Annotated in this window: 14 protein-coding genes; 4 read left to right on the forward strand and 10 right to left on the reverse strand. The window is 68.0% G+C overall.

Features of this window, described 5'->3' with window-relative positions; genetic code table 11:
• Window positions 1-33: 33 nt before the first annotated feature.
• The 3 genes from ACFQ4O_RS01290 to ACFQ4O_RS01300 are packed head-to-tail and all read left to right on the forward strand — an operon-like array spanning window position 34 to window position 5182.
• Window positions 34-2421 (forward strand): TonB-dependent siderophore receptor, encoded by a 2388-nt coding sequence (locus ACFQ4O_RS01290; RefSeq protein WP_378773801.1) that lies wholly within the window; start codon window positions 34-36, stop codon window positions 2419-2421.
• Complete coding sequence (locus ACFQ4O_RS01295) at window positions 2415-3266, forward strand: ABC transporter substrate-binding protein (RefSeq protein WP_378773802.1); 852 nt, start codon at window positions 2415-2417, stop codon at window positions 3264-3266. Before ACFQ4O_RS01290 ends, ACFQ4O_RS01295 begins: the two co-directional genes overlap by 7 nt.
• Window positions 3263-5182, forward strand: coding sequence for an iron ABC transporter permease (locus ACFQ4O_RS01300; RefSeq protein WP_378773803.1), 1920 nt, complete (start codon window positions 3263-3265; stop codon window positions 5180-5182). The genes ACFQ4O_RS01295 and ACFQ4O_RS01300 overlap by 4 nt, the downstream gene beginning before the upstream one ends.
• Window positions 5183-5320: 138 nt before the next feature.
• Here the strand turns inward: ACFQ4O_RS01300 and ACFQ4O_RS01305 are convergent, their stop codons facing one another.
• From ACFQ4O_RS01305 to ACFQ4O_RS01345, 9 genes are all read right to left on the reverse strand, one after another.
• On the reverse strand, window positions 5321-6241 hold the full coding sequence (locus ACFQ4O_RS01305; protein WP_378773804.1) for an energy transducer TonB family protein: 921 nt from the start codon (window positions 6239-6241) through the stop codon (window positions 5321-5323).
• On the reverse strand, window positions 6238-6843 hold the full coding sequence (locus ACFQ4O_RS01310) for a biliverdin-producing heme oxygenase (protein WP_378773805.1): 606 nt from the start codon (window positions 6841-6843) through the stop codon (window positions 6238-6240). Before ACFQ4O_RS01310 ends, ACFQ4O_RS01305 begins: the two co-directional genes overlap by 4 nt.
• Entirely contained in the window at window positions 6840-7883 is a 1044-nt protein-coding gene (locus ACFQ4O_RS01315; protein WP_378773806.1) for a GlcNAc-transferase family protein, read from the reverse strand. Before ACFQ4O_RS01315 ends, ACFQ4O_RS01310 begins: the two co-directional genes overlap by 4 nt.
• Window positions 7884-7898: 15 nt before the next feature.
• Entirely contained in the window at window positions 7899-8462 is a 564-nt protein-coding gene (locus ACFQ4O_RS01320; RefSeq protein WP_378773807.1) for an invasion associated locus B family protein, read from the reverse strand.
• A gap of 140 nt (window positions 8463-8602) precedes the next feature.
• Window positions 8603-12835 carry an autotransporter domain-containing protein gene (locus ACFQ4O_RS01325; protein ID WP_378773809.1) on the reverse strand — a complete coding sequence of 1411 codons (4233 nt, stop codon included), beginning with the start codon at window positions 12833-12835 and terminating at the stop codon, window positions 8603-8605.
• A gap of 118 nt (window positions 12836-12953) precedes the next feature.
• The gene (locus ACFQ4O_RS01330) at window positions 12954-16463 is read right to left on the reverse strand and encodes a TonB-dependent receptor domain-containing protein (protein WP_378773810.1); all 3510 of its coding nucleotides are present in this window, start codon (window positions 16461-16463) and stop codon (window positions 12954-12956) included.
• Between the two features lie 102 nt (window positions 16464-16565).
• Complete coding sequence (locus ACFQ4O_RS01335; protein ID WP_378773812.1) at window positions 16566-17657, reverse strand: FecR family protein; 1092 nt, start codon at window positions 17655-17657, stop codon at window positions 16566-16568.
• A gap of 51 nt (window positions 17658-17708) precedes the next feature.
• Window positions 17709-18230 (reverse strand): RNA polymerase sigma factor, encoded by a 522-nt coding sequence (locus ACFQ4O_RS01340; RefSeq protein WP_378773813.1) that lies wholly within the window; start codon window positions 18228-18230, stop codon window positions 17709-17711.
• 984 nt (window positions 18231-19214) lie between these two features.
• Window positions 19215-19943: a CatB-related O-acetyltransferase gene (locus ACFQ4O_RS01345; protein WP_378773815.1), complete on the reverse strand. Its 729-nt coding sequence runs from the start codon at window positions 19941-19943 to the stop codon at window positions 19215-19217.
• Window positions 19944-20087: 144 nt separating this feature from the next.
• Here ACFQ4O_RS01345 and ACFQ4O_RS01350 point away from each other — a divergent pair, with 144 nt between their 5' ends.
• Complete coding sequence (locus ACFQ4O_RS01350) at window positions 20088-21275, forward strand: hypothetical protein (protein WP_378773816.1); 1188 nt, start codon at window positions 20088-20090, stop codon at window positions 21273-21275.
• Window positions 21276-21561: 286 nt separating this feature from the next.
• Here ACFQ4O_RS01350 and ACFQ4O_RS01355 read toward each other — a convergent pair whose 3' ends face one another.
• On the reverse strand, window positions 21562-22968 hold the full coding sequence (locus ACFQ4O_RS01355) for a right-handed parallel beta-helix repeat-containing protein (RefSeq protein WP_378773818.1): 1407 nt from the start codon (window positions 22966-22968) through the stop codon (window positions 21562-21564).
• Window positions 22969-23022 lie beyond the last annotated feature (54 nt).

A 23022-nucleotide genomic window follows, 5' to 3' on the forward strand; every position in this document is an offset into this window, starting at 1 on the left:
GCGGGCGCAAGCCTGTGCGCGGCGGCGGGCCAAGTGCAGGCGGAGGACCGGGTGCGGGCTGAGGACCGGGTGCGCTTCGCGATCCCGGCCGGGCCGCTCGGAGCGGCGCTGACGCAGTGGGCCGAGGCGTCGGGCCGCAAGCTGCTCTCCTCCGGCTCGGCGCTGCGGGGCGTCCGGACGTCCGGCGTACAGGGAGATCTCGCGCCGACGGACGCGCTGCGGGTTCTTCTGGAGGGCACCGGCCTGTCCTACGAGAACATCGAACTGCACGCCCTGACGCTGGTGCAGCTGCGCCGCGAGGGCGCGCTCACGGCCGGGGACACGACCGAACTCGCGGAGATCTCGGTTGAGGGCGCGGGAGCGGGAGCGGGCCAGAGCGTTCCGACTCAGGGCTACGCCGCGAGCGTCAGCCCCGGCGCCACGAAATCTGGCGCGCCGCTGGTCCGGACCCCGCGCGTCGTGAATGTCGTCACCCAGAAGCAGATCGAGGATCAGGGCGCGCAGACCGTCACGCAGGCGCTCCGCTACACCCCGGGCGTCGTCACCCAGTATGGCGACACGGACTCCCGCTACGACTGGCTGACGGTGCGCGGCTTCACGCCGAGGCGGTATCTGGACGGGCTGCGCCTCCCCTTCGGCGCCCGAGGCTACGCGCAGGCCCGCATCGAGCCGAACCTGCTCGAAAGCGTGGAGGTGCTGAAGGGCCCGGCGTCCGGCCTTTACGGCCAGAGCAATCCGGGCGGCCTCCTGGCGATGACGAGCAAGACCCCGACCGAGACGGCGCGGGGCGAGATCGAACTGCTCGGCGGCAGCCATGATCGCAAGCAGGCCGCTTTCGACGTCTCCGGTCCCCTCGACGCGGACGGACGGTTTCTCTACCGGCTGATCGGCCTCGCCCGCGATGCGAACACTCAGGTCGACCACGTCGAAGACGACAAGCTCTTCATCGCGCCGAGCGTCACCTGGAAGCCCACGGAGAGCACAACCCTGACGCTGCTGGGGCACTATCAGAAGATCGACGACAAAGGCGGCGGCGCCCCGCCGGCCCTGCCGGCCATAGGAACGCTCTACCCCTCCTCCGGCTACGGCAAGCTCCCCTCGAGCACCTTCACCGGCGAACCCTCCTACGATCGCTTCGTCAACGAGCAGTGGTTCATGGGCTACAAGCTCTCCCATGAGCTCAGCGACGGCTGGACGCTGCGTCAGAACCTGCGATACGGCGAGGTGGACACTCATACGAGACGTGTCCAGAGCTATTGCTTTTCGGCGGCGACCTGCTTGCCGACCAATCTCTTTCGCTATGCCTGGGCGTTCCCCGAGCGCTCTCAGATGTTCACCGTCGACAATCAGGCGGAGGGTCGCTTTTCAACGGGCGAACTGGAGCACACGTTGCTCGTTGGCGCCGACTTCACCCGTGAAGAGGCGGCCTATCGCGAGTCGAGCCTGACGTTCCTGAACCTCGGGAACTACAACGCCTTCGATCCCGGCGCCGGCCTTTCCGTGACGGAGCCGGCCGTCGCGACGCGCATCGACGCGGTCCAGCGTCAGTTGGGCCTCTACCTGCAGGACACGATCACGTGGCGCGCCTGGACGCTGCAGGCCGGCGCCCGTTACGACTGGGCGAAGAACCGGACGGCCACCGAGACCGTCTCGACCCACGCGATCAGTCGGGTGACGGCGGAGGACGAAGCCTTCACCGGAAGCATCGGCTTGAGCTATCGGTTCGACAGCGGTGTGGCGCCGTTCGTCGGCTACTCGACGTCGTTCTTGCCGGTGGCTGGCGTCGACGTGAGCGGCGATCCGTTCAAGCCATCCGAAGGCGAGCAGGTCGAAGCCGGCGTGAAATACCAGCCGGACGGTTTTGACGGCCTCGTCAGCCTGTCGGCGTTTCATCTGACGCAGACGAACGCGGTCACGACCAATCCGACGACCGGCGCGGCGACCCAGACCGGCGAAATAACGGTCAAGGGCGTTGAATTCGAGGGCAAGGCCAATCTCGGCCATGGGTTCGAGGGCATCGTCTCCTACGCCTACACCGACGCCGAGATCACCCGCACGACCTCCGCGGCCCAGCTTGGCAATCGCCCGGCCTTCGTGCCGAAGCATCAGGCGGGAGCCTGGCTGAACTACGCCTTCGGTCCCGGAGCGGCGGACGGACTGAGTCTCGGCGGCGGGGCCCGGTATTTTGGAGCGTCGTTCGGCAACGAGGCGAACCAGTTCAAGACGCCCGGCGTGACGCTGTTCGACGCCTCGCTGCGTTACGACCTCGGCCGCAAGATCGAGAGGCTCAAAGGCGTGTCGCTGCAGGTGAACGCGAGCAATCTTCTGGACAAAAAGTACGTGTCGACCTGCCTCGCCGCGTATGGCTGCAATTACGGCGATCGCCGCACCGTGTATGCGACGATGAAATACCGGTGGTGAAGTGGACCCGGCGGTCGGTTCTGACCGCCACGTCGCTTCTGGTCGGGGGCGCGCGGGCTCACGCCGCCGGCCCGCGCGTCGTCGTGCTGGACTGGGCGCTGACGGAGCTCGCCCTTCTCTTAGGCGTGACCCCCGCCGCCGTCGCGGAAGCGCCCTACTACCGGACGCGGGTCGCGACCCCGAACTTGCCGACAGCGGTGGTCGACGTCGGCCTCAGGGCGCAGCCGAACCTCGCGCTCATCGCGAGCCTGAGACCGGACCTCATCGTCCGCCTGCGCCATTACGGGCCGCGGCAGGCTCGGCTGGAGGCCATCGCGCCGACGCTGGAGCTTGCGATCTACGACGCCGACCGGCGCCCCTACGACCGGTCGCTTCAGGCGCTCGCGCGCCTCGGAGACGCCTGCGGCACGGCCGCCGAGGCGCCGGCCGTGCTGGCGCGCCTTGACGCGACGCTCGCGCGCGCGTCCGCCCGCCTCGCCGCGCATCGAGGACGTCCGGTCCTGATCGCCAATTTCGCGGACGACCGAAGGGCTGACGTGTTCGGCGAGGGCTCACTGTTCCAGACCGCGCTCGAGCGGATCGGGCTGACGAACGCCTATGCCGGCCCGACCAACATGTGGGGCTTCGCGACGCTCGGGCTGGACCGATTGGCCCGCGTCGAGGGCGCCAGACTGGTGGCGTTGTCGCCGGGCCCTCCGGCCGCGCTCGCGCGCAGCGCGCTGTGGCGGGCCATGCCGGCGTTTCAGGACGTGGTGACGCTGCCGCCGGTATGGGTCTATGGCGGCCTCGCCAGCATGGCGCGCTTCGCGACCCTGCTCGCGGACGCGATCGAGAACGCGCGGTGACGCCGCGCGTCGTTCTCGCCGCCGCCAAGCTCGCGGCCGCCGCGGCGCTGTTCGCCGTGAGCGCGACGCGCCTGACGCCGCCCGGCGAGTGGCTGTCCGCGCTGCTGGCGCCGCCCCCGAGCGACGTGTCCGCGATGATCGCCCACTACACGCTGTTCCCCCGCGCGGCGGTCGCGCTCGCCGCCGGCGCCGCGCTGGCGCTGTCCGGCCTCATCCTGCAGATCGCGCTGGACAATCCGCTCGCAGAACCCTCCACCACCGGCGTCTCGGCGGGCGCCGTGCTCGCGCTCGCCCTGTTCGGGTCGGCGGGGCTGAGCGGCGCGTCGCAGTCGCTGGTCGCGCTCGCCGGCGGCCTGACGGCGGTGGCGTTCACGCTCGCGCTCGCGTCCCGCGGCGGCATGAAGCCGGCGACCATCGTGATCGCCGGTCTGGTGCTGAGTTTCGCGGCGAGCGCGGCGACGACGCTCATCGCCCTGTTCAATCATGAGTGGATGCGGTCGCTCTTCCTCTGGAGCTCCGGCTCACTCCGGCAGAACGACTGGTCCGCCGCGGCGAACCTCGTCGCCTTTCTGGCGGTGTCGTGGCTTGCGGCCGCAGGACTGGTCCGCGCCTTCACCCTGGCGGCGCTGCGCGACACGGGCGCCGCCGCGCTCGGCGGCGACCCGAAAGCCATTCGCCTGACGGGCCTCGCGCTCGCGGCGGGCCTCGCGGCGCTGACCACGGCCGAGGTGGGAGCGATCGCCTTCGTGGGCCTCGCCGCGCCGCATCTCGCCCGCGCGGTCGGCGCGCGCACCGTCGGCGCGCGGCTGCTGTGGACGCCGATCTACGGCGCGGGGCTGCTGTGGCTCACCGATGAAATGGTGAAGCTCATCCCGCTCGATCTGCCGACGGGAGCGGCGACGGGGCTGCTCGGCGCGCCGCTGCTGATGGCGCTCGCCGCGCGCATGCGCCGTCCGTCGCTGGCGCTTGCGCCGCTCTCGGCGCCGCCACGGCGGCTGCATCCCCGGTGGGTCGCCCTTGTCGTCGCCGTCCTCGTCGCTCTGGCCGTGGCGCTCGCCGTCGAGCGCACGGCGGACGGCTGGACGCTCGCGACCCTCGACCAGACGTTCGACTATCGCGTCCCGCGCGTGCTCGCGGCGTTCGGCGCGGGACTGTCGGTGGCGGTCGCGGGCGCGTTGCTGCAGCGGATGACCGGAAACGTCATGGCGAGCCCCGATATGATCGGCGTGAGCGCCGGCGCCGCCTTGGGGTTCCTCGTCCTGCTTTACGCCGCGCCCATGGCGGGCGCCGGCGCTCAACTCGTCGCGGGCGGCCTCGGCGCGGGCGTCGCCGCCGTCTGGGCGCTAAAAGGGGTCGGGCGCGGGGCGCCGCTGGAGCAACCTCTGCTTCTCGGCGTCAGCGTCGCGTCGGCCTTCACGGGCGTCGTCTCGTTCCTGCTGGCCAGCGGCGATCCGCGCATGGCGCTTGCCGTCACATGGCTCAGCGGCTCCACCTATCAGGCGGACGCAGGTCGAGCGCTTGTCATCCTCGTCGTCGCAGCAGGCGGCCTCGCGGCGGCGCTCGCTCTCGCCCGCCCGCTGCAGCTGCTGCCGCTCGGATCGGTCGCGCGCTCGTCCGGCTTGCGCGTCGGCCGGGCGCAGGCGCTGACGCTCGCGCTCGCGAGCGTCCTCACCGCGGCCGCGACGCTGGTGATCGGCCCGCTCAGTTTCGTCGGCCTGGTCGCTCCCCATGCCGCGCGCAGCGCCGGATGTCGCTCGCCTGCGAGCCTGCTCGCGGGATCGGCCCTCATCGGCGGCGCCTTTCTCGCCTCAGCGGACTGGATTGGACGGGTCGCGCTGTTCCCCTATGAGGTCCCCGCCGGCGTCATCGCCATGCTCCTCGGAGGCGCCGCCGCCCTCGTCGCTCTTTCGCGGTGAGAGCGGACAGTCGTGACGAGCGCGGGAGCCCAGCCGGCGGACGAGATTCGGAGCGATCGAGGCTCGCCGATGCAGGCCCCCGAAGCCTGAGAGGAAGCTGCTTCTCCCGCTCGACGATCCGCGTTGAACGCGTGCGCGTTATCTTCGTTCGAACCGGACTGGAGCGGTGACGGTTTTTTGCACGCCAGGGGGCGGAGCCGGAAGGGGTGAGGCGCGGCGGACGAGGGCCACGACTTCGGCGTCGAGTTCGGGAAAGCCTGATGAGCGTGCGAGCGACGTGGAGAGCACGGCGCCGCTGTCGTCGATGGTGAAGCGGACATAGGCGACGCCGCGCTCCCGGCGTGACTTGGCCCCGGCGGGATAGCGCTTGCGGCGTTCGAGATGGGCCATCAGGCGCGCCCGCCATGCGGCCGGGCTCGCGGCGGAGACGCCGGACGCGGTCTGCGCGGCGGCGTTCCGGTTGGACGGCGTCACCTGAGCCTGCGCCTGCATCGCGGCCCGCGCCTGATCCTGCCGACGCTGCGGGCGCGGCTGGGGCTTTTCTTTCCGCTCGCGGCGGGGCGGCGGGCGTGTCGCCTCCGGCCGTTCGGTCGGGCGCGTCGCGCGGGCGACCGGCAGCGCCGCCTCAGGCTCTTCGGCGACGACGTCGTCGGGCTCGGGCTCCTGCGCCTCCGCGGGATCGGGCTCCAGCTCGGTCCGTTCGGGCGTCTCCTCCACCGGCTGCTCCTGTTCGGTTTCCTCGGGCTCGGCCGCGTCCTCCGGGGCGAGCGCCTCCACCTGCTGCGCCGCTGTGCTGGCCTCCGATGAGGCCTCGTCGGGAGAGATCTCGTTGGCCTCCGTCATCACCGCCTCGGGCTCGGGCGACAGATCGATCATGACGGCCGCGGGCGGCGCGCCGTCGGCGGGCTGGACCGCCGCTTCGCGCATCAGCCACGCCGCGACGCCGAGGTGCAGCGCCAGAGCCAGCGCGCCCGCGCTGACCCAGATGATTGCCCCCTCGCGGCGTGACAGGCGCTCTTCCCGCAAGGAAGGCGCCCCCATGGCCGCGACCAAGCTCATCCGAAGCTTTTTCGGACGAGGCCCTGCACCCGTGCGAAGGCGGCCTCGGCGCCGGCGATCACGCGCGCCTCCTCCTCCGGCGTGAGCCGGACGGCGTCGAGGACGGCGACGAAGGTCTTCCAGTGCAGGCCCCGTCCCTCCGGCGCGGCGGCGAGATGGCGCGCGCCGAAAGCGGACGACAGCCCGAACGCCTCCGCCTGCTTCAGCAGGAAGGCCGCGCCGAGGTTCGAGCCCTCCGCCACATAGAGCCACCCGAGGGCGGTGGGGAGGTCGACGGCCGCCCCGTCGGCGAACGTCGGCGGCTCCTTGGGATCGCGGGGCGTGAGGCCGATGTCCGCCATGTCCCGCACGATCAGCGCCAGACGCCGCCGGCTGGCGAGGTCCGGCAGCAGGGCGCCAAGCCTCGGCTCCCCATAGAGGGCGTCGATCTCGCGGTGGAAGCCATGCTGGACGTCCAGGAACCGCCCGTAGTGGGTGAAGCTCGCGAACGGCTTGCCGGCCATGATCGCGGTGTCGAGCCGCTCGTGCGTGGCCCCCGTCGCCGCCTTCAGACGCTTCGAGCGGCCGAGGTCGAGGGGATTGTCCAGGGTCTCTACAGTCATGGGTGGGGTCTTCCGTGTGTGATGGCGAGACGTCTTGGGAGGCCGGCCTCCGCGGCTGCGCGGGCGGGAACGCCCGGCGCGCCCCCGGCGCGGGTCGACGGGGCCAACGGAGCGGCGCCGTCCAGCGTCAGCCCGCTTGCGCGCAGGTAGTCGTCGATGGAGCGGGCGGCCCCGAGCCCCCACGCGCCCGAAAGCTGTCCCGCGATGAGGTCGGCCAGCCGGCGATGGGCGCGGCCGCGCAGATCGGTCCACGCCTCTGCGCGCCGTTGTTCGAACTGCGGGTCCCAGTGCAGCGGCGCCTCGCCTTCGGCGCGCGTCTTGTAGAGGTGGTGGAGGGGCGTCGCGTTCGGGTGCCAGATGTCCCAGCCGCGGGTGAAGGCGCGGATGGAAAGGTTCTGCTCTTCGCCGTGGAAGTAGAGGTAGGGATCGTAGGGAACCTCCTCGACGAACGATCCGGGCGCGAACAGGTAGGCGGCCGAGACCTGAACGCCGGGAAGGTCGTCCGTGGTCCCGCTGTCGTGGCAGCCGAAGGCCATCACCGGATCGGAGAGCCGCAGCGTCGTGGCCTTCGGCCTCAGCGTCAGCGTGTTGCCGGTGAAGCGATTGACCCGGACGGCGCCGTCCTCGCCGATGTCGAAGGCGAAGGGCCGCGTGGAGAGGACGGTTCTGGCGTTGCCGGTCCTGTCCGAGATCGCCGCGAGCGCGTCCGTAAGAGCGACGTCCCAGCCCGAATCGAAGGCGGTGTGGGAGTCCACCTGCAGGAAGCAGTCCTCGCCGGCGTAGAGCGACATGGCGAGCGCGCGCGCCCAGCAGGCCCCGCGCGACTGGTGCGGATCGACGCGCAGATAGGCGATCCGCCCGGCCCCGGTCGGGAGATGAGCTTCGACCGGGGCCGGGCTCTGGTCGACGACGCCGAAGGCCAGCCGGTCCGGATGGCGCGCGGCCGCCACCGCGCTCCTCACGGTGAAGGCCAGCATCGGATCGCAGAACGCGGCGACGCTGACGAAGATGCGGGACCGGTCGGACGAACGGCGCGGCATGCGGGGCGTCCGGGCCTACTGCGCCGACAGGGCCGCGACCCTGTCCTGGGCGGCCGCGAAGCCCTTCAGCGACACGCCGAAAGCGACGTTCCGCCCGGTGTCGTGGGCCTTGGCGGTCAGCTTCAGCGTCGTTCCTGAACGCAGCGCCTTGAGCGCGTCGCCGTCGAAGACGACCGGCACGATGCATCCGGCCGGCAGGCAGGTCGCGAACGGCAGAGCCTTCAGAGCCGGACGGTCGTCGATCTGCGCCACCACGCCGTCGGCCAGCCGGAGGCCGAAGGGCAGCACCAGAGCGCCCTTCACCGACCCTGCGGAGACGGCGTCGAACTCGGCCGCCAGCACGAGCTGGCTGGTGTCCGTCTTGCGCTGGCGCTGCGACATCACGCAGACGCGGCCCTTGTCGCCGGCGGCGCAGGCCACCGCCCAGTCCTGATAGGTCTCGTTGAGCGAGGTCGCGCCGTTGGGCAGCCGGGGCCCGGCCTGCGTCTGTTGCTGCGTCTGGGCTTGCGCCATGGGGATCTCCATCTGCGCCGCCATCAGCAGGGCGGCGGCGAGCGTTGCGAGCGGTCGTGCGGTCATGGCTGGAAGCCTGATTCTGCGTCCGAAGCCGTCCCGGCGGACAAAAGCGCGGGAACCTCTCCGGGACGCCGGCGGCCGCGATGTGAGGGGATGAGAGCGGCGCAGGGACCAGGCCCACGCCGCTCCGGTTCAGCGAAGCGTCAGAACTTCACGCCGAGGCGGGCGTTAAAGCTGTTCTGCCGGACGTCCGAGCCGTACTGCCCGACATAGGAGACGCCGAGCGTGGCGTCCGGGGCGACCTTGACGTCGAAACCGGCCTCGACCACCGCCGCGTTCTTCGCGATCGGAACGCCCGACACGGTGAAGGCCTCGCCGCCCGCCACGAAGGTGTTGGTGGACGTCGGGTCGAGGTCGCCGAAGGCCCGTCGCCAGCCGAGACCGCCGCGGGCCGTCGTTTCGAAGCCGCCGAGCTCCACCGTCGTCGCGACCCGGACGCCGAGCGTGGCGAAGGTCGTGTTCACCGTCTCGCCGTCGACTGACAGCGCCCCGTCGCCGCCGCTTTCGGTGAAGCCGTCCGTCTTCAGCCGCACATGGGCGAGGTTGGCGTAGGGCTCGAAGGCGAGCGTGCGCGCGTCGATGCGGTAGCCGACCTCGCCGAAGGCCTGCAGCGCTCGGGCGTGGTAGTCGCCCCGCTCCGTCTCGCCGAGGAACGCCACCGAGCGCGTGGTCTCGACGTCGTGCCAGGTGTGGCTGAGGCCCGAGCGGAACGAGATCGCCCCCCAACGCGAGCCGGCGTAGACGCCGAGGTGGTGGTTGTCGCTCTCGCCGTCGGAGGTCGACGTGTCGAAGGTCGAGCGGCTGTAGCCGGCCACGACGCCGACCCGCCACGTCTCCAGCACCGGCGCGTCCGCGCCGATCAGGAAGCCGCCCGCCGTGCGGTCGAGCCCGCCGACCCCGGGCCGGCCGTCCTGCTTGCCCCACGATCCGAAGGCCGAGCCCCACACCGTAAGCCTCTCCGCCGCAGCGGCCGGCGTGGCGGCGAAGGGCGTGTCCTTCGACACCACCGGGCCGTTGGCGGCGTAGGACAGCGTCGGCAGCGAGGGCGCGCCGACGCCGCCGAAGGCCCCGCGGATGCGGTCCGAGATCGCGTCGCGCACGAACTGGCCGTCCTGCACCAGCGCCGACTGGGTGGAGGCGTGCTGCGCGCCGGACAGCTGGTCGAAGGCCGCCCGCGCCGCGTCGTAGTCCGCGACGTTCGCCACCGCCCACCACAGCTCGCTGCCCTGGGACAGCGTGTCCAGCGCGCGGGCGGTGGCGAGCTGGTTCCGCGTGTTCGCCGCCGCCACGAAGACGCCGTCGGACGGCGCCGTGGTCGGAGCTTCGGTCGGAGCTTCCGTCGGAGCTTCGGTCGGCGCTTCCGTGGGCGCTTCCGTGGGCGCTTCGGTCGGAGCCTCGGTGGGCTCCGGCGTCGGCTCCTCCGTGGGCGCCGCGGTCGGGGCTTCGGTCGGCTCCTCGGTCTTGAGCGCCACGGTGACGTAGGCGTTGCTGGCGTCCGACGACGAGGCGAAGGTCAGGAACGCCGAGTCCTGGATGTCCGTGAACGTGCCCGTCAGCCCGCCGGTCGAGGTCACGATGGTGTAGGTGTGGCCCGTGCCGGAGTAATCGACGCCGTAGTCGCCCTGCCCGCCGAGCGCCGTCACCTGAAGCTTGGCCCCGTCCGCGATCGTCACGGAGCCATCCACGGTGGTCAGGTCGGAGGTCTTGTCGCTCGCGACATGGACCGCATAGGTCGAGCCGCTCTCGAACACCAGATCGCCCGCGACCGTCAGCGTCCCGATCGCCCCCGACAGCCCCGGCGACAGGGTCCCGCCCGAGGAGATGGTCGTCGCCGAGCCCGCCGAGCCGATCGCGCCGGCGCCGCCCAGCAGCCCGCCGGTCACGTTGAACAGGCCGCCGAGCGACCCCGTCACGTAGAGCTCGCCGCCCGATACGTTCGTCGCGCCCGCAAAGGCCGAGCTCGCTCCGGACAGCGTCGTCACGCCCGCGAGGTGATCGATCGTCGTCGAAGCCGTCCCGCCCGCGAGCGTCGCGGCGAACGCGTAGTCCACGTCCGTGTGGTTGAACACCAGCGCCCCCGTGCCTTCGCCGAAGGTGAGCACGCTGCTGCTCAGGGTTCCGGCGGCCGCCGCCGTCTCGCCCGCCGCGGCCCCGATGTTCAGCGTGCCGGTCCCGCCGGCGGTGGCGGCGATGGTCGTCCCGTTGGTGGCCGTGACGGTCGCGCCGTCCGAGATCGTGAGCACGCCCACGCCGCCATAATGACCCACCCGGACGAAGCGTCCCGTCAACGACGCGCCCTCGCCGGTGACGACGGCCGATCCGGTCGCCCCGGCCGCATAGCCCACGCCGACGATCTGCGTGGTGGTCACGCTCGCGCCGTCAGCGACCGTCAGCGTGCCGACGCCGCCCTGGCCGTTGCCGGCGATGACGTTGCCGGTCGCGCTCACCGTCACGCCGGAGCCGCGGACCGTCAGGCTGCCCGTGCCCGCTTGACCTGCGACCAGCGTGCTCGACGTCAGCGAGCCGCCGTCGGTGACCGTCAACGAGGCGACGTCGCCGACGTCGTAGGCGATGTAGACGCCGTTGCCGACCGTCGTGCCCGCGTCGCGCACGACGGCGTCGCCGGCGCCGACGTAGATCGCCACATTGGTCCCGTCGACCGGCGAGACATAGGTCGCCGGCGGAACGCCGTTGTCCCAGTTCGCGGCGACCGACCAGTCGTCGCTCGTCGATCCGTTCCAGCGATAGGCCGTGGGCTGGGCCGTCGGAGCTTCGGTCGGGGCTTCAGTCGGGGCTTCGGTCGGCTCCTCGCCCTTGAGCGCCACGGTGACATAAGCGTTGCTGGCGTCCGACGACGAGGCGAAGGTCAGGAACGCCGAGTCCTGGATGTCCGTGAACGTGCCCTTCAGCCCGCCGGTCGAGGTGACGATGGTGTAGGTGTGGCCCGAACCGGAGTAATCGACGCCGTAGTCGCCCTGCCCGCCAAGCGCCGTCACCTGAAGCTTGGCCCCGTCCGCGATCGTCACGGAGCCATCCACGGTGGTCAGGTCGGAGGTCTTGTCGGACGACACATGCACCGCGTAGGTCGACCCGCTCTCGAACACCAGATCGCCGCGCACCGTCAACGTGCCGATCTCACCCGACAGCCCCGGAGACAGCGTGCCGCCCGAACCGATCGTCGCGGTGGAGGCCGAGTAGCCGACGCTCCAGGTCGAACCGGCGATGGGGGACGTGTATCCAAGCGAGCCGATGGAGCCGACGCCCCCGAGAACGCCGGTCCCGGAGACGTTGAAATCGCCGCCCAGGAAAGACGTCTCGGAGGCGAGGAGGAGCGCGCCGCCGCTCACATTGGTCGTGCCGAGGAAGGCGACGCTGTTTCCGGTGAGATAGGTGACGCCAGCGATCTGATCGATGACGGCGGTGCCCTTCATATACTGCGTCAGATTTGAAGCGTCGCTGTAATCGACCGCCCCGCCGTTGCCGACGATGACGGACGATATTTCGAACGGAGCGTCGTCCGTCGCGACATGGTTGAGCACCAGCGTGGAGCCGCTCATCGTCGCGTTGTACGACGTGGCGTTCATGATGATGCTGCCCGCGACGGTGAGCGTCGCGGCCGACGCCTCTTCATCGGCGGCGCCGCCGATGTTCAGCGTGCCGAAGGTGAAGGTGCCGGCGGATACGGTGAGGTCTCCACCGACATTGAGAGCGGCGCCGTCCGAGACAGTCACGATTCCAGCGGTGCTGTAGCCGCCGGATACGACAAAGTTTCCGGTCGTGTTGACGGACGTTCCGTCGTCCGTGATATCAATCGATGCGGAATTGGTTACGGACGCAGCGTTTACAGTCCCGCCCTCTTCGACAACAACAGCGCCATTGATATTGGATATGCTTCCATTGAGAACGGCGTTGTCTCCGCTGATCGTCAGGGCGGCGGCTGTCTCCCAGGTCGAGGTTCCGACGATGACCGAGCCGTCGAGGGTTCCCTCGCCGGTGATGGTCAGCGAGGCGGCGTTGCCGGTGGCGTAGTTGGCGATGCGGAGGCTGCTTCCGGCGAGGCCCGCGGAGGGAAGAACGGCCCCTGCGGTGTCAATGACGACGTCGCCGTTGTCGATGTAGGTGTAGTACTGGCTGTTGCTCGGGCGCGAGATGTCCGCCCAGTTCGCCGCGTTGAACCAGTCGCCGTCGCCCGACGCGTTCGTCCAATACTTGCTGATCGGGTCCGCCGCCCGCGCCGGCGCCGCGCCGCCGATCATGGCCAGCGCCGCGCCGGCGAGAAGCGTCGCGCGCAGGCGCTTCAGATGAGATTCGCCGCGCGGCGAGCGGCGCGCTCCCGTCGGTTCGCCGGAACGGTTGATAGGATCGACGGTCGGCATGGCGGTTGTCCTCTGGCGCGGGATGCGGTGGCGGAGCCTTGAGCCCCAGCGTTGTCGGGCGCCGCCGGGAGAGGGCGGCGAAACTGTGGAGGCGGGCGATCCGAACGCCCGTGCGGGGTCAGAAGCGGTAGTTCAGGCCGACCTTGAAGGCGTGCAGGTCGAGAGAATTCGACGCGCTGCGACCGTTGACGGTTTTGTATCCGCCGTCGTTGTTGGTGTAGCTGTACTGCGGCGATCCAACGGGAGTGACGCCTACGACTTCACGCGTCACGTAATCTTCGCCGGCTCCAGCGTGAGCATTGGCGAAGGCGTAGTCTTTCGTCCGGAGCCGACTGAACGTGTATTCGGTCTTGAGCGACCAGCGCTCGTTCAGGGCGTATTCGCCGCCGAAGCCCGCGGTGAAGCCGACCCGCGTCGCCGTGTCCTGATCGACCCAGGTGATCGTGTTGGCCGTCCCGCCCGGGTTGGCGTAGCCCTGCCCCGTGATCCGGTATTGGTCCCGCGCCACCTTCTCCTTGAGGACGGCGACGCCCGCCGCGCCATAGAGCATCAGGCCGTTGTCGAAGGCGTAGCCGAGCCGGGCCCGCAGCGAGGCCGTCCAGTCGATCTCATGGTGGGTGCGCGACTGCAGCCAGCCGGCGTCGATGACGTTCTGGTCGTCCAGGGCCCGGTTGTCCTGGCGACCGTCCACCCAGGACCTGCTCCATTCGGCCTCGAACCCGAGAACGACGCGGTTCTTGAACTGCCAGTTGTAGCCGGCCTGCAGGCCCAGCAGCCCGCCGCCGAAATCGAGGTCGGCGGATTCGCTCGCTGCGATCTCGCCGGCCCGGCCGCCGAAGTCGTCGGCCGTCGGGTCGAGCACGCTCGTCTTGCCCTTCGTCCGCGCCTGTCCGAAGCCGCCGTGGAAGCCGGCGTAGGCGCCGCTCCAGTCGATCGCCGCGGTTCCGTCCTCACCGTGGAACGGCGAGGACAGGGCCGGCAGGGACTGGCCGCCGCCGAACGTGCCGGTCAGGCTGGCGTAAAGGGTGCGGCCCGGCCCCGGCTGCGGGATGTTGCCGAGCGGATCGATGTAGAACTGGTCCGTCAGGTTCTCGACGCGGATGGCGGCGGTGTAGGTCTCGTTGATCTTGTATTCGGCGAAAGCGTCGAACAGTGTGAACGGCTTCCACCGGACCTGCGTGATGAAGGACGAATAGCCCTGCGAGGTGACGTCGCCGTGCCCGGCCGCACGGGGACCGACGTGGTAGCCTCTGCCCCCCACCGTCAGCCTGTCCTCGAACAGCTTCTGCGAGAGGGTGACGTCGATCATGTACTCAGGCGGCACATGGTTCGTGGCGTAGTCGCCGTAGAGCGACATGTTTCCGCAGGTCGCGGCGGTGACGCAGTATTCGACCTTGGTGAAGTAGTTCGCCGCAATGTCGGCGGTGAACCCGCCAATCTCGTAGCGGCCCGAAACTTCGAGCCCTGAGAACTTCGCGCTGTGGATGTTGTGGATGCGGAGCGCGGTGCCGTCCTCCACCTCCTGCGTGGCGCGGGAGATGTAGTCCTTCACGTCCCAGTTGAACCAGCCGAACTTCACCATGCCGCGGTCGCTGTCGGCGAACACGCCGTCGCGGGTGAGGTTGACGCCGAGGTCGAGGCTGCGAAGCCGCTCGGGCTTCAGGCCGGCTTCGACGATGGTGAACAGGCCGACCGTTTCGACCAGGCTCGGAAGACGCAGCGTGCTGGCGTAGTTGGCGTAAAGCTGGACGCCCGTGACGGGCTCCACCGTGACGCCCAGCGAGGGGCTCCAACCGCCGGCGTCGCGCGGCGGCTCCGTCGTGTAGACGTGGGGGCCGTCGGACCAGTAGTGGGAGTAGCGCAGCCCGGCGTTCAGCGTGAGCCAGTCCACGGGCGTGTAGGCGGCCTTGGCGAAGCCGGCGACCTCGTCGCGTTCGCCCTGCGAGGGCCTGGAGAAGGACATGTATTCGGCGTAGCGGCCAAGCCGCACCGACTGGCCGATGTAAGACAGTCCATACGTGAGATCGACGCCGCCAGAGTTCTCGAACGAGAGCTTCGAGGTGTTGGCGACGTCGGCTCCCCACATCAGCGTGTTGACGCCGGTGCGGTATTTCTCCGAAAGCCCCAGGGTTTCCGGCCACGTGCTCGACACAAGACGCGGGTCGTTCAGCAACTGGAAGTATGTCATCCAGCCGCCGACCTTCAGGTCGATCAGGTCGTTGTCCGCAGGATTCCAGCGGTAGCGCAGCGTGCCCGTGTCGAGCTTCGTGCCTGTGGTGGAGCCGTAGCGGTTCTGCTCCGGGCGAGTGGTCGCTCCGAAGATCGGCAGCATGTAGCCACCCTCGCTGCGGAAATTGTTGTAGGTGTACTGCAGGCTGTGGTCGTCCGTGAAACGCATGTTTCCCTTGATCAGAAAGGACTGCGTTTCAAGGGAGGTGTTCAGCACCTCCTCGCCAGGCCGATAATTGGTGTATCCCGCGTTTCTCCACTCGGTGTAACTCGTCCCATCCGGGTTGTTGATCGCGACGGCGGTGGGATCGACAGCGGCTCCGTTGGCGTTCTTCTTGCCCGCGTGGTAGTTGCCCTGCTTGCGGTAGGCGTAGCCGGCGAGCACGTCCCAATTCTCCTCCTTCACCGCCGCGACGAAGCTGGCTGAGCCGCTGCTCGGCTTCAGGACGGACGGTCGGTCGAGACCGTCGGAGGATGCGACGGGGCTATCCAATCGACTGGTCGGCCAGGCGTAGCCGCCGGTGGCGCCGTCGTTCGGCTTCGACGTGTTGGTGCCGAAGCCGGTCTTGGCGCGCACGCCCCAGGTGTCGCCCTCCTTGACGATGTCGTTGGCGCTCAGCGTGCGCATAGCGACCGTGCCGGCCGCGCCGCGAGACGCGACGTCCGCGCCCTTGTGGATGTCGATGCCGGCGATGAAGTCCGGGTCGATGTAGGTGCGGTTCGTCTGGCCCTGATAGCCCTGGTAGACGGTCACAGCGTTCTCGGCGTCGTCCACCGTCACCCGGACGCGCCCCATGCCCTGAAGGCCGCGCACGTTGACGTCGATCGCGCCTGCGCTGTTGCGGGAGTCGCCCGACATCACCCCCGGCGTGCCGCGGAAGATGTCCGACGGGCTTGAGCCGCGAAAACGCTCGATCCGCTCGGCCGAGATGTGGCTTGCGGCGCCGGGCGTCTCGTAGGGGGTGTAGACCGAGCTTTCACCGCCGGTCCCGGTCACGGTGATCGCGTCGAGCAGAAGCGAGCCGTCGTCCGGCGGAGGCGCGGACGCTTCCGCCGCCGGACGGGTGATCGTCACGGTGTTCGCGTTGGTGAAGCTGTAGCTCAGGCCTGCGCCCGTCAGCAGGCGATCAAGCGCGGCGGCGGGCGTCATCGCGCCGCTGACGGCGTTCGAGCGCTTGCCGGCGGCCAGAGCCGAAGGCGCGAAAATCTCGATCTGTGTCTGTCGGGAGAAGACGACAAGCGCGTCCGAAAGGGACTGCGCCGGAATGTCCAGATGCGCGACCGCCGTCGACGTTTGCGCCTGGACAAGACCCGCCGTGGACAGCGTCAGAACCGACGCCCCGGCCATGAACCCTGCGAGAGTGTTTCTAAGCCTTACGCTCCCGCGACCGTTGCTCATGCCGACGCCCTGCCTCCAGATCCTTCGGAGACTGCGCGAACGCGGCCCCTGACTCTGAAGACGGCGGCTGCGGCGAAAGTAATTAGTCGCCGCGTGACTTTTTCAGGCGAGCCCGTCCGGCACGATCGCGGTGAGCAGCCCCGGGATGTGGATCACGCGCAGACCGAGGCTCTTCGCGATCGTATCCAGCGCTTCATCGACGCGCCGCGTGTCGAAGACGGCGGTGACGCGCTTCCGGCCGGCGCCCTCGCCGAAAAGATGGATCCTGCCCGAACGATAGCGCTGCAGTTCGGCGATCACCTCGGCGAGGGGAGCATCCCTGAAAACGACCTGGTCGTTGCGCCATGCGGCGATGGCGTCGAGATCGGCCGGCTCGACCGGTGAGACGCCGCTCCGTCCAAAGCGCGCCATCTCGCCTGCGTTGACGCGAACGCCGGCGTCGTCCGCGGCGCTGACCGCGACGACGCTCTGCGCGACGGCGACGGTCGCATCGGCGTCGAGGCGAACGTTGAAGGCCGTGCCGAGCACGGAGATCTTGCCCTGGCTCGTGGAGATGACGAAGGGGCGCGTCGGATCCTTCGCGACGGTGAAGAACGCCTCGCCGGCGATCAGCGTCACGGCGCGCCCGCCGTCGCTGTAATCGACATCCATCGCGCTTTCCGTACCGAGCTCGACCTGGGAGCCGTCGTCGAGAAGCACCGTCCGGCGTTCCCCGACCCCGGATCGATAGTCGGCCATGAGGCCGACGGGCGTCATCCGCCATCCGATCGCCGCGACGAGGAGGATCGCCGCCGCGGCGCTCCCCCACCGCCCGACGCGACGGAAGACCGGCGATCGGGCGCCGCGCCGCGGCTGCAGCTCAACGACGTTCGACGCGCGCTCGGGCTCCAGGGGGGCCGGCGCAGCGGGCGTCCGTTGGATCTCCGCGACGAGATCGAGGTCGCTCCACATGCGCTCGACCTCACGCCAGGCTTCGAGGTGCGAGGCCTCGGACCCCAGCCACGCGTCAAACCGCCGATGGTCCTCCTCGGTCGCATCCTCGTCGCGCAGCATCACGAACCACTGGATGGCCTCCTGGTCGATCGACTGTTTGTCGCGAGCTCCCATCATGAACCCCGGCTGCGCCGTGCGGCGTGGTGTCGGTCGGTTTTCAGCTTGGCCACGCCTCATGGTGATCCCGTGGACCGTCATCATGATTCGACGACGATCGCCTATCTACTAGGACGGCCGGGGAGCCAGAACGAATTAGTCGGAGCGCGAATTATTCTCGCGCATGCTCGCCTTCAGGCGTCCAAGCGCCTTCACCATGTGAACCATCACGGTGTTGCGCGCTATGCCGAGCCGCTCGGCGATCTCCTGATAGCTCAGGCCCTCGAACTTGTGGAGCACGAGAACCTCGCGGGTGCGCGGCGGCAGATCGTTTAGCGCTGCGGCGAGATCGGCGAGCTCCTGCCCGGCGATGAGGGCGGAATCCGCCAACGGCGTCGGATCGGCCACGGCTTCGTCGAGCACCGCCGCCGGATCCACGATCCGCGCGACCCGCCGCTCATCTCGATACAGATCGACGGCGGCTGTCTCCGTCGTACGCCGGAGGTATCCGCGAAGGTCCCGGACATCCGCCGTGGGGCTGCGCAGCAGCTTGATGAACGCGTCCTGCACGGCGTCCGCCGCGCTCTGGGCCGACATGCCGCGCCGCATCAGCATCCGTTTCAGACGACCCTGCTCGGCCGCGTAAAGCGAAGCGATATGAGACGTGTCGATGGTCATTGAACGGTGCGCGATGCCCAGAATACGTTTTCGCCGGAGACGAAACGTGCCAGACATCGCCGGTATCAAAATAGGAAATGTTCATCAACTCCAATAATTTAGACGAGTTCCAGCCTTACCGGCGGGCCTTCTTTCGAGGCGTGAGTTTTCCGCCATCTATGGTCAAGCGCGCCGACGGAGTTCAACAGACCCCGCCTCGTCACAGCGGCGTCGATCCTCCAGACGCGCCTGTTTCTGCGCAACGAATTTTCCGGACAATGTTGCCGGAATGCGACAAGCGCGCGCCCTGGAACGGTTGGACCTGCGATCTCGCCAAGGATCGGGGCGCAGGAGCGGGCGATGTGGCGAGCGGGCCCGAAGAGGAGGCCGGATGGCCACGTCGTCATCACTCTCCGATCCGGAGGTCTCGTCTTGGGCGTTGAACCGTTGATCGGCGTATGTCGGGCAGGCCGGCGGCCTGGGCGACGTCGCCGCCCGTCCGCCCGAAAGCCAGCAGCATCGAGTCCTGTTCCACGTCTTTCATGGCGGGCGGCGCGCCGCGCGAAGCCGACGTCTCGTTTGGAGAAGCAGGCTCCAGAACAGGACTCTGACGCCGCGCGAAGATAGCGCCGGAGGCGCCCTCGGGGCGTAGACCTCTGCGCGCACGATGGCGCTGCTGGCGGCGGCTGCGTCCAAGATGGCGCTCGTCTGGCGCGTGCGCGGCTGGTCGCGGCAGGAGCCCGCGCTCCTGACGGTCATGATGCTGGCGTCGATCGGGGCGACGGAGCTCCATCAGCGGTCGCCCGCCAGCCACCGCCGTGGAAAGCCGACCGCGTGCGTCCGTCCGGCATGGGAGGCGCCGTCGGGGTGATCCCGCGCCGGCGCGGCGTTGGGGAGCGTTGAGACGGCGCGCCGACCCGCACACATCTCCGGCTCTGCGGCGTGCAGCACGGCGAACAGAGCCGAGCCGCGGCACGAGCCGACACAGCAAACTGTTTCAGGCGGCTAACCCACGGCAGATATGGAGAAAGCTCCTTTCTCAATCCTTCGAACATCATACGTGCGAACGTTCAAGATCTTCATATCGGACGATTTGAATTTTCTTACAAATTCGGATGGCCTGTCCATTACGGACGACAAAAGAGATACATCGTAGTTCCACCACTCGATAGCCAAGAGGTGAGAAACTATGTCCTGGCTAAATCTGAGGCGAATTATGCGCGCCGGGCACCCAGCCACTATGGAGTAAGGCGGGACGTCTTTCACCACGACCGCATGAGCGGCGATGATTGCGCCATGTCCAATTTCGACTCCAGATCGTATAAATGCTCCTTCCCCTATCCAGACGTCATGACCTACAGTTGCTGTTTCAGAAGAAGACGGTCGACGATTAATGGCGACGCTGGAAAAATAAGGGTCAGATAAAAAATATAAATTGGCGTTAAACGAAATTGGATAGGTTGTCATGTGATCGGTCGGATGTTCCGACTGAGCGATGGATACGCGTTTTCCTACAGAACAAGATCGCCCTATGCTCGCCGAGCGAACGTCACACTCGGCTCCGAAATAACTATACGTGCCTATGGAAATAGTGTGCCTGGCTGACAAATTGTTCAGGTGCACGGGAGCTTCCAGCATCATTCGTTTCGGCGGCTTGGGGGCGTTGGCGCACTTCAATCCTACACTCGAGAGCTCAGCCACGACGCCCGAACCGTCGGTGATGATTTTGGTCATACGGGCTCGCGCGTACTGTCGTAGGTGGCGCTTTTCACATTTTGGCTCAAGAATGATACCACGAGGACAAACAGTGAGCGCCTGTCTGCGTGGGTCGGCATATCGCGCGTCATGTCGTGTAACGCCATCAGCGGTTGGAATGATATGAGTAAGCTTTCAGACCTTGAAATTTTAAATGCCCTTGAGATTCAGGATCATGGCTCCAGTGAACTGATAATCGTATTCAGCTCTGTTAATTCGAATGGGTTTTCCTTTTACAAGTCTTTTGATGGAAACGATGCATCGAAGATATTTTTAAGAGACCCCTTCGACCAATGGTATCAAAAAGGAATTAACGAGCAAATTGGCTCTGTCCATGCGCTGGCGGATCGAATCAAAGAGATAAAAAATCACCTTTCCGCCAAGAGGGTCGTTTGTGTGGGGTCTTCGATGGGCGGATATGCCGCTCTTTTGTTTGGATCCCTTATCCGGGCCGACGCCGTTTTTGCATGCTCGCCGCAGACGGTCTTGGATATACGTTTGCCGCACACGCCATCGGTGTCGTATGACGCCGAGGAGTTCTTCGACCTGCAGCCGCTTCTCTGGAAAAAGCAGCGCCATCGTCCACAGGTTCACATCCTCTATGGATCCGATGACATTGTGGACATCTGGAACGCGAAGCGCGCGCGCCGTCTTGATGGGGATGGCCGCTACCCGGTCGCAGGACAAGACCATCTCGCCGCCGCAGCCGCCGTTGCGAGTGGTGACTTCGCCTCCACGGTCAAAGCTCTGTGCGTAGGCGCTCCTGTCGACATTTCCCTGCCCTTGGATAAAGGGGTTGAAGATCCGGATGTGGAGAAGCTTGTCGATAAGATCGTCGACGCAATGTATTTTAATGTGAACTTCAAGAAGGTGGCTATTTTCGCGGAGCGGCTGAGCGACATCAGGCCGAACTGGGCGGTTCCTTTAAACGTTCTTTCGGTCGCTTACGCAAAAACGGGGAACCTGCCGGACGCCGTCGCCGCTGCGGAGCTGGCGTCGTCTTTGGCTCCGAAATCGATCACGTTGGCGACCGAAGCAGCCAGCTTGCTCCTGAAAGTCAAACGTTATGATGACGCGAAGATCGCGTTCGAGAAATGCTTGAAACTTCGCTCGAAACATTATGCCGCATTCTGCGGCCTGGGCCTGGTTTATGCTGCAAAGGGCGAGCGCGAGCAGGCCGAGGCGATGTATCTCAAGGCCATCGATGTGCGGCCGAGGTTGCAGCGCGCCCGGTCGCTCCTGGACCGCCTCCGCGAGGGCTCGGAGATCGTCGCGATATCCCAAAGCGATATTGAAGTTGAGGATATGTAGGCCGACGGAAGGCCCCGCGGGTGATCGGGACCATCGATCACAAGCTCGCGCTCGCCCATGCGGTTCGGCCTGTCGTTTCAGGCCGAACGCCGGAAGGTCTAGGGTCTTTTCGGCCGGGCGGCGTCATCCATGTCGGCGCGCGCAGAGGATTGTAGCGGCTCATCCTTTCCACCCTTGCGGGCTGCGCCGTATCGGAGGTTCGACTGGATTTTGAAGGCGATGAAAACCGGTCACCGTTCTCGAAAATCAACAAACTGAACTTCCGGAACGTCAACCCGTCCGACGTTCAACGCCTGTCGCGCGGGGTGGATTCCTCCACGTTTCCGTCCACGGTCACGCCGTCCTGGGAGCCTCGGACGGCGACCGCGCGCCAGGATCGATCCGCGTTCCGGGGGCGCGCGAACCGATTGCCGGACACGCGGACCCGCGTCATGTCCGGCGTGTCGCCCCGCCGGTTGTGGACGAGCACCTGGGCGCGCGCGAAGCCGTAGAACGTGTTGCTCCCGATCGACACATCGCGCGAGTTCGACAGGTCGATCCCGACATCGCTCTGGCGCGGAGCGTCGTCCCCGTCCTGGAGGGTGCGGAACCGCGCTTCGGCTTCGCCGTCGAACTCGTTCTCTCGCACCTCGATGTCGGAGCAGGATCTTATGAGCAGGGGACGGCCCATGGCCGCGCTCGACGGCGTGTACTTGATGATCCGCGAGAAACGGTTCCGTTCGATCACCGCCCGCCGCACGTTTATCAGCTCCACGCCGCGGAAGCCGTTGTCGAAACGGTTCTCCCGGATCCGGACGTTGGACGCCGGCGTCGAGGCCCGCTTGACCAGCCGCAGCGAGTAGCTGAACAGGTCCAGGAAGGAGCAGCGCTCGATCAGCACGTCGTCGAGCGGGGGATGATCGGGGAACAGGTCCTCCTGATGCTCGGAGCCGAGATCAACGCCCTTGCCGAAGGCGCGAGGCCCCGGCCGGCGCGAGGGGTCGCCCTCGACCATATTGCTTTCGCCGATCAGGCCCCGGAACTCGCAGCCGCTCACATGGACCGGGCCCCGCCCACCGAGGTTCACGGCGGAGCCGCGCGCCCGGGCGAAGCGACAGTCGCGCAAGACGATCGCCCCGGTTTTCGGACCCACGACGTTGAGCGGCGTCGAAACGGCGCCCGGCACAAGTTCCTCGGGGCCGTCATAGCTGAGGCCCCGGACGTCTACGGTTTCGCAATCGATCAGCCACCAGCCGTCGCCGAAGGACGGGAACGCGATCGCTCCGCTCTCGATCCGGACGTAGCCGCAGGCGACCAGTGAGGCCGGCCCGCTGCGGCCCAGCTCGGCGAGATCGCCGCGGAACGGAAGGCGGCCGTGCGCGCTCCGCCGGGTGGCGACGTCTCGCAGCAGCACGGACTCCGCGTGGTGGATCTCCAGCAGGCTGGCCCTCTCGCCGTCCGGCCTGGCCAGCCGCGGCGGGGCGGCGTCGAAGCCGCCATCGAACGTGAGCCCCGACAGACGAACGGACCCCGCGCCGTCAAGCCGGAGGATCGGCGTCGACACGCCGGACGGCCCCAGCAGTCCGCCGGCGGCGAGGATGGTCCGCGCCGCGCCGGCGCCCTCGATCGAGACGGCCTGCCCGCTCCAGTCGGTCTCCCCCGTGGGAGGCCGTGGGGAGCGGTCCAGGCGAAACGTCCCCTCCGGCAGCCTCAACGGCGCGCCTGAGCGCATGGCGGCGTGAAGGGCGCGCTCGAAAGCGGTCGACGC

It is taken from the genome of Methylopila musalis (genome assembly GCF_042679725.1).
Classification (GTDB): domain Bacteria; phylum Pseudomonadota; class Alphaproteobacteria; order Rhizobiales; family Methylopilaceae; genus Methylopila; species Methylopila musalis.

Coding starts and splice junctions, on each gene's coding strand:
- ACFQ4O_RS01305 (WP_378773804.1), bottom strand. CDS start 6,241: ATGAGCTTGGTCGCGGCCATGGGGGCGCCTTCCTTGCGGGAAGAGCGC.
- ACFQ4O_RS01310 (WP_378773805.1), bottom strand. CDS start 6,843: ATGACTGTAGAGACCCTGGACAATCCCCTCGACCTCGGCCGCTCGAAG.
- ACFQ4O_RS01315 (WP_378773806.1), bottom strand. CDS start 7,883: ATGCCGCGCCGTTCGTCCGACCGGTCCCGCATCTTCGTCAGCGTCGCC.
- ACFQ4O_RS01320 (WP_378773807.1), bottom strand. CDS start 8,462: ATGACCGCACGACCGCTCGCAACGCTCGCCGCCGCCCTGCTGATGGCG.
- ACFQ4O_RS01325 (WP_378773809.1), bottom strand. CDS start 12,835: ATGCCGACCGTCGATCCTATCAACCGTTCCGGCGAACCGACGGGAGCG.
- ACFQ4O_RS01330 (WP_378773810.1), bottom strand. CDS start 16,463: ATGAGCAACGGTCGCGGGAGCGTAAGGCTTAGAAACACTCTCGCAGGG.
- ACFQ4O_RS01335 (WP_378773812.1), bottom strand. CDS start 17,657: ATGATGACGGTCCACGGGATCACCATGAGGCGTGGCCAAGCTGAAAAC.
- ACFQ4O_RS01340 (WP_378773813.1), bottom strand. CDS start 18,230: ATGACCATCGACACGTCTCATATCGCTTCGCTTTACGCGGCCGAGCAG.
- ACFQ4O_RS01345 (WP_378773815.1), bottom strand. CDS start 19,943: ATGACCAAAATCATCACCGACGGTTCGGGCGTCGTGGCTGAGCTCTCG.
- ACFQ4O_RS01350 (WP_378773816.1), top strand. CDS start 20,088: ATGAGTAAGCTTTCAGACCTTGAAATTTTAAATGCCCTTGAGATTCAG.